This is a genomic window from Bacillus yapensis, from assembly GCF_005280205.1.
In the GTDB taxonomy this organism is placed as follows: Bacteria; Bacillota; Bacilli; order Bacillales; family Cytobacillaceae; genus Robertmurraya; species Robertmurraya yapensis.
This window is the reverse complement of sequence record NZ_SUND01000012.1, coordinates 155,242-165,793: the sequence shown is the minus strand read 5'-3', so window position 1 is coordinate 165,793 and position 10,552 is coordinate 155,242. Positions and strand designations below refer to the sequence as shown.

Sequence of the window (10,552 nt, the reverse complement as noted above, 5' to 3'; positions counted from 1 at the left end):
GGAATATAACCATCACCGTTATCAATGGGGCTTAAATAAAATGACCCCGGTACAATACCGGGGTCACTTACTAGCCGCATAGGTGCTTTTTTAAACTGTCCGTAAACTGGGGCACAGTTCACATTTTACTCATAGCTTCTTTTTCTGTAATTCCCGGTGTATCTCCTGCAATTCCTACATCCACTGCAAAACCGATATCTGGGTTAATCTTGTTCGCTGAAGTTTTCGCTCCTCTTAAGCCAACCTCTTCTTGAACATTTCCTACACTGTATACTTCATTATCGTGCTTTTCGCCTTTTAATTGCTTTAAGACATCGATAGCGATCGCACAACCAATTCGGTTATCCCAAGCTTTTGCCAGTAGCATTTTTTCATTATTCATGACGGTAAATTCAAAGTAAGGGACAACCATGTCTCCTGGTCGAACGCCCCACTCTTCTACTTCTTCACGGCTAGAAGCGCCAATATCAATGAACATATCCTTGATTTCAACAGGTTTTTTACGAGCTTCCGGAGGTAAAATATGTGGCGGCTTCGAACCGATGACTCCCGTTACATCACCTTTGCTTGTTACGATTGTCACGCGTTGTGCAAGCATAACCTGTGACCACCAGCCACCAACCGTTTGGAAACGTAAGAATCCTTTATCATCGATTTGTGTGATCATGAAGCCGACTTCATCTAAGTGTCCAGCAACTAAAACTTTCGGACCGCCTTCTTTACCAACCTTTTTAGCAATTAAGCTACCTAGTCCATCTGTTGTTACTTCATCAGCTAAAGGCTCTATGTACTTTTTCATGACTTCTCTAGGCTCGCGTTCGTTGCCTGGGATACCTTTGGCGTCAGTTAGCTCTTTAAGCATTGTTAATGTTTCATCTAATTTAGCCATTAATTATTTCGACTCCCTCAATATGTAATATAGGATTCATTATATCGAAAATCTTTGAAAATGTACAAAAATTCTACTAATAGCCTGTTTGCTGCCTCTTATAATTTACTTCGTTTTTGGAAATGTATGCTCGTTTTATGTCTTCATCTTGAAAACCAAGTAAATTTGCCAGAACTAAATAAGCTTGCAGCATTGATATATATGTCTCTTTAGAGCGTGCTAAACGAAACGCATGAACGGCTTCATATACTTTTAAAAATTGCTCATTAATCGTCACCTTATCGTCTGTCACACTTTTTACTTCATCAATCGTATCAAAGCCACATTCAATTCCAAGGGACGCCATAAAATGAACCCCATCAACGAACTCTTCTAATACAGTCGCTTGATCGGAAGCTGGCTTTAAGCTCCAAAACTTAAAGCATCTTGTTTCATTAGCTAGCTCTCCTAGCTCAACTAACAAAGACAATACTTTCCGATCAAATAAATCATCATTCTCTAGTCCATGTTGTTTTTCAATATGACTATCTAATTCTTTCTGCATTGCAAAAATTTCTTGTAATTGCACTTCATTCACCTACAATTCTTATTTCTTACTTAATCATAAAGAAAAAACGCAAAAAAATAAACGCGAATGAAACTTTTTTAGCGTTCATTCGTATACATGGAAAAATGATTGGAGGGCAATTGCTGTGTGGTTAATCCGTTTTCTATTGTTTGCACTTATTATTTTCTTAATATATAGCACGATTAAATATTTGTTAAATCCAAAACGGAAGCTTGAGCTCGCCCATGAGCAAAAGAAATTTTTCTTCCTTGATAATACAAACAATGTCCGTAAAAACTTTTTGCTTACTTATAAAGGAGTATTATTTGAAGGAGAGAAATATTTAGGGACTACCGACGATGCTTTTGTCGTGGTCGATGTATTTATGTGGCCACATCGGGTTTCTGCATTGAATGGACTAGTACGTGAGGATTTTGAGTTTATTGAAAAAAAGGTGAAAGAACACTACCCACATGCTAAAGTCGATTGGAAAAGTCCAATTCATGAATTTATGAAAAAAAGTCATAGCTCACAAACACCTTTTACAAAAAATTGACCGGATTCTAATCAGAATCCGGTTTTTCTGTCTAGCTCCAGCTCCTATCGCTTATGCTTTTCTATTTACGCAGCTTCCTTGAAAAATTCACGCCATTTGATAATGGTCATCCTTTCACGAAGAAGATAGACAAGAATCGAAAGCGAAAATAAAATAACGAGGATCATCGTTGGAGTAAACCGACTAATGAACTCCCCGAACACAGTATAAAAAAGTGCTAGTGGTATATTCGTAAGGAACGAGGCTTTCATATAGCCTCTGAAGCCTCGATGTCTTTCCATTAGACAAAAGCTTAGTAAATGATAATGAATGAACGGGATGAGCCGTAAAATCGCTACTTGGCCAGTTGTTAAATTGCGATATTCACCAAACCATTTTTTCTTAATCAGCGATAATTTTTGATGCGTTTTTGGCATTCGTTTGATAAGTACATAAAAAAAGATGCTACTTAAAAATAATCCCACCATGGAATAAAAGGTGCCCGCGACAGTGCCAAACAATACTCCCCCAGCAATACAGATAACTGCGACGGGGAAAAAGAAGAATTGCCGAACACAGTGAAATAAAACAAAGACGATTGGAGCTAAAATCCCGCCGGTTTCCACCATTACTAAAAGCATTGTCATTTGGTCTTCCACGCTCTCACCTTCTTTTGTAAAATTCCCTGATGTTATTAAAGCTTATCGAGGATAGATGATTTTTATGACAAAAAATTAGGATAAGTATAATAATAGACCAAGCCAGATTATAGCTAATGCAGGGAATCCCCATTTAAAAGAAGCATGTTTTGTTTTATGACGAAACCATTTCATCCCGATTGTCGTGCCAATCGCTCCCCCTAAAACAGCTACAAGCCACAATGTTTTTTCAGGAATTCGATATTCGTTTTTTCGTGCCTTCTGTTTATCTGCATACATGACGATAACACCAATCAGATTGATGAATAGAATGTAATAAAGTAAATACACCATTTTTCTCCCCCTTATATAAAAATGCATAAAAGCCATCCTCCTTGAAGAGAATGGCTTTTGATGAGCAAATATTATTTGCTTAAGTTTTGTTTAGCAACTGATGCTAATTCTGCAAATGCTTTTTCGTCAGCTACAGCTAAGTCAGCAAGCATTTTGCGGTTTACTTCGATACCAGCTTGCTTTAAACCGAACATTAAACGGCTATAAGAAAGTCCGTTCATACGAGCAGCAGCATTGATACGAGTAATCCAAAGCTTACGGAAGTCGCGCTTCTTTTGGCGACGGTCACGGTAAGCATACATTAATGATTTCATAACCTGTTGGTTAGCAACTTTATATAATGTATGTTTTGAACCGAAATAACCTTTAGCTAATTTTAAAACTTTTTTACGACGTCTGCGAGTAACTGTACCGCCTTTTACACGTGGCATTCTATTTCCCTCCTAGTTTCGAAAAATTACTTAAGATTTACTAATAAGTTACGGATACGCTTGAAGTCTCCAGAAGATACAAGAGCACCTTTACGAAGCTTACGCTTTTGTTTTTGAGATTTGTTAGCAAACATATGGCTTCTGTAAGCATGGGAACGCTTCAGTTTACCAGATCCTGTTCTCTTGAAACGCTTTGCAGCGCCACGGTGAGTTTTCATTTTTGGCATTTGGTATTCCTCCTCATTACTTATCGTTTTTAGGGGCAAGCATCATAAACATGCTTCTTCCATCCATCTTTGGATGAGATTCTACTGTTGCTACTTCATTGCAGCTTTCAGCAAAACGAACTAAAACTCTTTGACCAATTTCTTTATGTGTAATTGCACGACCTTTGAAACGAATCGATGCTTTTACTTTATCGCCTTTTTCTAAGAACTTAATGGCATTACGTAACTTTGTATTAAAGTCATGCTCATCAATTGTTGGACTAAGACGAACTTCTTTGATATTGATAATCTTTTGATTTTTGCGTGCTTCTTTTTCTTTTTTCTGTTGTTCGAATTTAAACTTACCGTAGTCCATAATACGAGCTACTGGTGGTTTAGCAGTTGGAGCAACAAGTACAAGGTCCAAATTCACACGTGCAGCAATCTCAAGTGCTTCGTTCTTTGACTTAATCCCTAGTTGCTCGCCATTTTGGTCAATTAGACGAACTTCTCGGGCACGAATACCCTCGTTTAACAACATGTCTTTGCTAATAGTTAGACACCTCCAAATAATTTTACGAACACAGCTTTGGGTCAAGAATTACGTTGTATCAAACCCAAATCATCACTTGATTCTAAGCTAAAATTGCAGTAATTTGCAATTAAAAAAGTGTGGATGAATAATACACCCACACTTTACGAAAACAAACATAAACGAATCAAAAATTGCTCGTAAAACCTGTTAACTGCTCATTGCGTCAATCAGGTGAGAAGCGGGTGCTTCTTCTTTTCCCTAAACTCGTATTCAGTTACCTAACTATTTTACAACAAAGGCGTGTTTGTTGTCAATGTAACACTCTTTATTGTCTAGCGTTCAATCGGAACGCCATCTCTATTGCAACAAAAAGAATTGTATCAGAATAATTTATGCTTGGCAATAGTTTTTTTACAAGTTGATTTCCACTCCAGGCAATGCCTTCCGCTCCAATCAACTATTTTTTTAGAAACGTTGAACTTCAGCTTTAATGCCCGCAATGAAGTCGTTGAATGAGATTGTTTCAGACTTTTGCTCACCGTATTTGCGGACGTTTACGGCATTTTCTGCTACTTCGTTGTCACCAACTACTAGCATGTAAGGAATCTTTTGGATTTGTGCTTCTCTGATCTTGTAACCCATTTTTTCATTGCGATCATCTAGCTCAACACGGAAGCCTTCAGATTTAAGCTGTTCCACAACTTGTTTTGCATAATCAAAATGAACATCCGGAGATACTGGAATTACTTGTACTTGAACCGGTGCTAACCAAGTTGGGAATGCCCCTTTGTATTCTTCAATTAAGAAGGCAACAAAACGTTCCATTGTTGATACAACACCACGGTGGATAACGACTGGACGATGCTGCTTACCGTCTTCTCCAACATAAGTTAAATCAAAGCGCTCTGGTAATAAGAAGTCTAATTGAACAGTTGATAAAGTTTCATCTTTACCAAGTGCAGTCTTTACTTGAACGTCAAGCTTCGGACCATAGAATGCAGCTTCTCCTTCTGCCTCGTAATAATCAAGACCTAATTCGTCCATTGCTTCTTTAAGCATGGATTGTGCCTTTTCCCACATTGCATCATCATCAAAATACTTTTCAGTATCTTGAGGGTCACGGTAGGATAGACGGAAAGTATAGTCAGTAATATTGAAGTCCTTATAAACTTCTAATGTTAAATTCACGACACGTTTAAATTCGTCTTTGATTTGATCAGGACGAACAAATACGTGAGCGTCATTTAAAGTCATCCCGCGTACACGTTGTAATCCGGAAAGTGCTCCAGACATTTCATAACGGTGCATTGTACCAAGTTCAGCAATACGAATCGGTAGTTCACGATAGCTGTGAATTCCTTGTTTGTACACCATCATGTGATGCGGACAGTTCATCGGACGAAGAACTAGCTGTTCATTATCCATTTCCATTGGCGGGAACATATCTTCATGGTAATGATCCCAGTGACCAGAAGTTTTATACAGATCCACACTTCCCATAATTGGAGTGTATACATGATCATAACCAAGGCGAACTTCTTTATCGACAATATAACGCTCGATAATACGACGGATTGTTGCACCCTTTGGAAGCCATAATGGTAAGCCTTGACCAACCAATAGATTGTTTGTAAAAAGCTTCAGCTCTTTCCCAATTTTACGGTGATCGCGCTCTTTTGCTTCTTCTAATAAACGTAAATGCTCATCTAAATCAGCTTTTTGGAAGAATGCAGTTCCGTAAATACGTTGAAGCATCTTATTTTTGCTATCTCCACGCCAGTAAGCTCCAGCAATGCTTAATAGCTTAAACTCTTTAATTTTTCCTGTTGAAGGAACATGAACACCACGACATAGGTCGAAGAAATCACCTTGTTCATAGATTGTTACCTTCTCATCAGCTGGAATGGCATCGATTAATTCTAATTTATACTCGTCGCCAATTTCTTTATAAAGCTCAATTGCTTCATCGCGGCTAACTTCTTTACGAACAACCTCGATGTTTTCGTTGATGATTTTCTTCATTTCTTTTTCGATTAATGGAAGGTCTTCTGGTGTAATGGATTCTTCTAGATCGATATCATAGTAAAATCCACCTTCAATAACTGGACCTACCCCAAGCTTCACATTTTTATATAAACGCTTAATCGCTTGTGCCATTAAATGAGCTGTACTGTGACGTAGCACCTCAAGTGCATCATCGCTACCAGCAGTCACGATTTCAATCGCCCCATCTTCTTCAATCGGACGACGAAGATCGTACATTGCACCATTTACTTTACCTGCTATCGCTTTTTTCTTAAGACCAGGACTAATGGATGCAGCAACATCCTCAGTAGTCGTACCAAATGGAAACTCCTTCACTGCACCATCTGGAAACGATAACTTAACTACGTTTGACATAAAAATTCCTCCTTAATGATTTAGCAAAAGCCATATGAAGGCTTCGTTTAAAAAATAAAAAAACCCGTCCCTATAGAAAGGGACGAGTTATTGTTATTAACACGTGGTTCCACCCTAATTTTCACTTATCCAAATAACGAAAAAGTGACTTTAGTGACAAATATAACGGTTTGAACCGTCAACCAATACTACTACTTCCTGGTTGAAGTTTAGAGGTGGTAAGCATTCCATTCGTGTTAGGAAGATTCCAGCCAATGTCTTCCCTCTCTAGAAACCGGTTATCGAATACTCTTGTCCTCATCAATACTTTTGCTACGTTCAATTATTATGTATTATAGTAGTTTAATTTCGTAAAATCAAGCTTTCGAATTATTTTTTTGTGCCTAAAAGAGAGCTGTTCGATTTTGATAAAATTCGGCCATTTCCTTTAATTGCACACGCTCTTCAAAAATATTCAGGATCGTTCGAACTAGCGGCTGCTCATAGTCGTCTGTATATAGATATATGGTAGAAGGAGCAATCGAAAGTAATGGAGCGATCGTGACAGAATCGATATAAACCGGGTGGTTGGAAATAAGCCTTCGATCAATCATTCGAACGAGTTCTGCTCTACGTATCTCATAGTACTGTTCATCATAAAAGGTAACTCCGTCCTCCATCAACAAATGCAGATGATTAATCTTAGGCGCCCTCTCCGCTAAAAACTGTCTTAAGGTTTGAATAAACATCTGGTACTCCTGTTCCATTTTGTACTCATCTATCGAAATCTCTACAAATTTTTCAAGTTTTTCCATAAAGGGTCGCATCCGAAATCGAACAAAGGAGTCAAAAGAAAAAGTTCGACTCTCCTCAAACATTTGCGAGATGGCGTTTTCAATCTGTTTGTTCATATTTAAATCGTGGATAAGAGACTCTAAATCATTGCGATTTCCGTCAAGAATGGATTGAACAATATCTAAAATTTGTAGTTGTTCATCTTCATCTTCATAAAAATACTGCTCCTTTAAAATCAGCTTGAACCAATCGTTTAATTTAATCTTAATGATAAATTGTAAAAAGGCTTTTTTACACGCTTCTAAAATTTCCTGAACACCTTTATCGATTTTCACCTTCGCTTTATTTTCATCTTCTAAAAGAAGGATCATTTTTTTATCAAATACCATGGAATGCAATTGCTTTTGTATGTAATTGTGAAACTGGTTAGCATCCTCTTTGTTTAGGAACGTAATTTCAGCCAACCAAATCCCCCCTCTATACGGTCTACTCGGCGGTAATCCACAGGGACTAGTCCAACCTCTGTATTCCATGTATATGGGGATTTTGACTAAAATAGAAGCAATCAAATAAATCTACTAAATCTATTGTTTTATGCAAAAAAGCTAGCTTTCGAATTGAATCGATAGCTAGCTTTTAGTTCATCTTCTTAAGTTTGGACCATCTACAAGAACGGGCTCAGTCAAGTAACGAATTCTCTCTAAGACACGACGTGCCTTCATTTTCTCTTCCTCTCCACGTTGACTGTATGTGAGATGGTGTTCAAGACCTTCATAATCAAAATTCGTACTGAAAAAAGTTGGTAAGTACTCCTGCATACGATATTGCAGAATCGGACCAAGTACTTCATCTCGGGTCCAGCTTGACATCGTCTCCGCACCAATATCATCAATCATCAAGACTGGTTGATTCTTAATGTTTTCGATTTTCTCATTTAAAGTTGAATCACCAATGGAGTTCTTTAACTCTCTTAATAGCTCTGGGAAATAGACAATCATGGACGAGACATTCTTTCGCGCCAATTCATTGGCAATCGCACCGAGCAAAAATGATTTCCCCACACCAAATTTTCCGTAAAAATAGAGACCTTTTTGCTTAGCCCCAGGCTCATAATTTTTCACAAAAAGAACAGCCTTCTTAATCGCGTCTCTTCTGCCTAATTCATCATCATATAAATCTGTGAATGATGCCTGGTAAATATCCTTTGGCACGTACATGCTCTGAATTAATTTTTCGCTCTTTCTCTTTTCCTCGTCCATCACTTTAAGCGGGCAACGATCATAAGAAATATCAATCGTACCTCTGCCGATTACAAGCTGTGGATGATACCCTTGCATCAAGTTCTTGCATTCCCCTAAACTCGGACATTCCTGACAATTCTTGCTTTGATTCGCATAATCATAGAGTGTCATTAAACTTCTTTCAAGCATGTCATCTGTAATTTCATCTTCATGCTTTACTAAAAAGGCACGAACGGATGGATTTTGCAAAGTATCCTGCCTCATTTTCTGAAAGCGTGCTTGAAAACCAGCATTGTTCCCTAATTTTTTCAAGGTATCATTAATCCTTTCCACATCTGTCACCCCCTATTTTTGAACTCTCTAAGTAGCTCTTCTATTTCACTCTTATCATTATCAATTACTTGTTGATTTTGGGTTCCTTCATTCTCTTTCTCATCAAACCAAGCTGGAAGTGCTTCAGTTCGAATTGGCTGCTTTCGTGAAGAAGCCTTTGGACTCTTTTTATTTTCAGCCCACTCCATATATTGTCGATGCTCTTTTATAGCTAAATCCATTGCTTCTTTCACCGTTGAAATTTTCTTTCTCGTCCAATGAGAGGCAATTTTATCTACATATCCCTTTGTTAATTTCATATCGGTTTTTAACAATACATACTGGATTAAGACATTCACAACACCTGGAAGGAGCTTCTGTTTAAACATGACATCCTCGATTATTTGTAAGTCGGCCTTAGAAGGATCTGCTCCTCCTGAAATATCACTTAGCAGCTGGCGTGGTGAAGTGGTCTCTAAATAATGGACAAGCTTTTCTTCCTGCGTTTTCGGTTCACTTGATCCGGTTTGTTTCATGGTCGGTTGAACTTTATCAACTAATTTCGGGAGCTTGTCTTGATGTTCAAGCTGATACCAGTCCCTTGCAGCCTTTCTCAGCTCTTCCACATTTACTTTGTTGGCAACATCATCCATCGCTGAGATCAAAAGATTTTTCATTTGAATCGGGTCAATTCCATATAAGTAAGCAAGATTGCTAATAGCATCTCGAACCTTTTGATTCAAAGCTTTTTTCGGTACCAACGATTCTGATAATCCCGCCTGAAGTAATTCAAAATCAAAGCCGGCGGTTTCATCGACTTTGATTCCCTTTTGAGCAGCTCTTCCAACATAGATTTGGTCACTATCTTGTTCGATCTCCTCAATCATTGAAGATGGTACAGATGAATCGTATACATCTTGAAATGACCTTGTGACATTTTTATATTCGTCGGTTGGAATCGACTTATCAGAAAAGAATTGTTTTAATTTCACAAATTGATTTTTTCCAACCTTTTGATATAAATAAATATTTAACATTCCATCTAGGAAAAACCGATCTGGTTGTAAAGGAGGTTGTACCTCATATATAAATGAACGTGATTCTTCCTTCGCTTGTACAAATGTTTTCAGTAAACCAATTCCCTCAAGCTTTAATCGCGCTTCATGTATGGACTTTAGGTTCAGGTCCATCGAGGTCATCAAACCATGATGGGATTGCTCCCCAGACCACAGTCGATTTTCCTCTACTTGAGCCCACAATGTCATATACAAACTCATAGCAATCGGACCAATTAAAGGCTGGTACAGCAATGTAATGATTTTACGGTCATACTCATGTAGTATTCCGTTACTGGCCACTGTATATCGATCTATTGGTAACATTTCTTTCCAATGCTGGGCCATCTTGCTTCAAACCTTTCTTTTACACTATTTTTCTTAAAAATGTATATTTGTAAATGTCTTAAGACCGACATTTACACTTCCTTTGTGGTTTAGCAGTAAAAATTATATTTGCACGGCACTTTTCGCTGTCATTTTACTTATTTTCATAAGAAATATAGTTATTCATGTATTATCCAAAATTCCCAAAAGTTAGCGAAAAGAGCCTTTTTACAAAATAAGAAAAAAAAGCCAAAGTTATCCTTTAGCCTAGTTTCTCAGACTATGCTTCTTTTTCAAACAGCACAATC

The 10,552-nt window shown here is 37.8% G+C and carries 11 protein-coding genes, 1 pseudogene and 2 other annotated features; of the genes and pseudogenes, 1 reads left to right on the top strand and 11 read right to left on the bottom strand.

The features are described from left to right. Window positions 1-121: 121 nt before the first annotated feature. Window positions 122-889: pseudogene (locus FAR12_RS15295) on the bottom strand (M42 family metallopeptidase); the annotation flags it as partial. Window positions 890-965: 76 nt separating this feature from the next. After that, window positions 966-1,457 (bottom strand): dUTP diphosphatase, encoded by a 492-nt coding sequence (locus FAR12_RS15290; protein WP_126409639.1) that lies wholly within the window; start codon window positions 1,455-1,457, stop codon window positions 966-968. Window positions 1,458-1,581: 124 nt separating this feature from the next. On the opposite strand from FAR12_RS15290, the gene FAR12_RS15285 reads away from it, so the two are divergent. Further along, a complete protein-coding gene (locus tag FAR12_RS15285; protein ID WP_126409638.1) occupies window positions 1,582-1,992 on the top strand; it encodes a sigma-w pathway protein ysdB in 411 nt (136 codons plus the stop codon). A 65-nt stretch (window positions 1,993-2,057) separates the two neighbouring features. On the opposite strand, the gene FAR12_RS15280 is transcribed toward FAR12_RS15285, so the two are convergent. The 9 genes from FAR12_RS15280 to FAR12_RS15240 all read right to left on the bottom strand — a co-directional run bounded on the left by FAR12_RS15280 (window position 2,058) and on the right by FAR12_RS15240 (window position 10,265). Continuing rightward, complete coding sequence (locus FAR12_RS15280; RefSeq protein ID WP_126409637.1) at window positions 2,058-2,630, bottom strand: TVP38/TMEM64 family protein; 573 nt, start codon at window positions 2,628-2,630, stop codon at window positions 2,058-2,060. Window positions 2,631-2,705: 75 nt separating this feature from the next. Next, window positions 2,706-2,963 carry a DUF1294 domain-containing protein gene (locus FAR12_RS15275; protein ID WP_126409636.1) on the bottom strand — a complete coding sequence of 86 codons (258 nt, stop codon included), beginning with the start codon at window positions 2,961-2,963 and terminating at the stop codon, window positions 2,706-2,708. 71 nt (window positions 2,964-3,034) lie between these two features. Beyond that, window positions 3,035-3,394, bottom strand: coding sequence for a 50S ribosomal protein L20 (rplT, locus tag FAR12_RS15270; protein ID WP_126409635.1), 360 nt, complete (start codon window positions 3,392-3,394; stop codon window positions 3,035-3,037). A 26-nt stretch (window positions 3,395-3,420) separates the two neighbouring features. Continuing rightward, window positions 3,421-3,621: a 50S ribosomal protein L35 gene (gene rpmI, locus FAR12_RS15265; protein WP_019154796.1), complete on the bottom strand. Its 201-nt coding sequence runs from the start codon at window positions 3,619-3,621 to the stop codon at window positions 3,421-3,423. A gap of 16 nt (window positions 3,622-3,637) precedes the next feature. Next, window positions 3,638-4,141: a translation initiation factor IF-3 gene (gene infC, locus FAR12_RS15260; protein ID WP_126409634.1), complete on the bottom strand. Its 504-nt coding sequence runs from the start codon at window positions 4,139-4,141 to the stop codon at window positions 3,638-3,640. Window positions 4,142-4,258: 117 nt separating this feature from the next. Continuing rightward, window positions 4,259-4,395 (bottom strand) — a sequence feature (ribosomal protein L20 leader region). A 205-nt stretch (window positions 4,396-4,600) separates the two neighbouring features. Next, the gene (thrS, locus tag FAR12_RS15255) at window positions 4,601-6,535 is read right to left on the bottom strand and encodes a threonine--tRNA ligase (RefSeq protein ID WP_126409633.1); all 1,935 of its coding nucleotides are present in this window, start codon (window positions 6,533-6,535) and stop codon (window positions 4,601-4,603) included. Window positions 6,536-6,610: 75 nt separating this feature from the next. Beyond that, window positions 6,611-6,848, bottom strand: a binding site (T-box leader). Between the two features lie 70 nt (window positions 6,849-6,918). Continuing rightward, window positions 6,919-7,773, bottom strand: coding sequence for a putative sporulation protein YtxC (ytxC, locus tag FAR12_RS15250; RefSeq protein WP_126409632.1), 855 nt, complete (start codon window positions 7,771-7,773; stop codon window positions 6,919-6,921). A gap of 177 nt (window positions 7,774-7,950) precedes the next feature. Then, window positions 7,951-8,883, bottom strand: coding sequence for a primosomal protein DnaI (gene dnaI / locus FAR12_RS15245; RefSeq protein WP_126409631.1), 933 nt, complete (start codon window positions 8,881-8,883; stop codon window positions 7,951-7,953). A 5-nt stretch (window positions 8,884-8,888) separates the two neighbouring features. Continuing rightward, the gene (locus FAR12_RS15240; protein WP_126409630.1) at window positions 8,889-10,265 is read right to left on the bottom strand and encodes a replication initiation and membrane attachment family protein; all 1,377 of its coding nucleotides are present in this window, start codon (window positions 10,263-10,265) and stop codon (window positions 8,889-8,891) included. Window positions 10,266-10,552 lie beyond the last annotated feature (287 nt).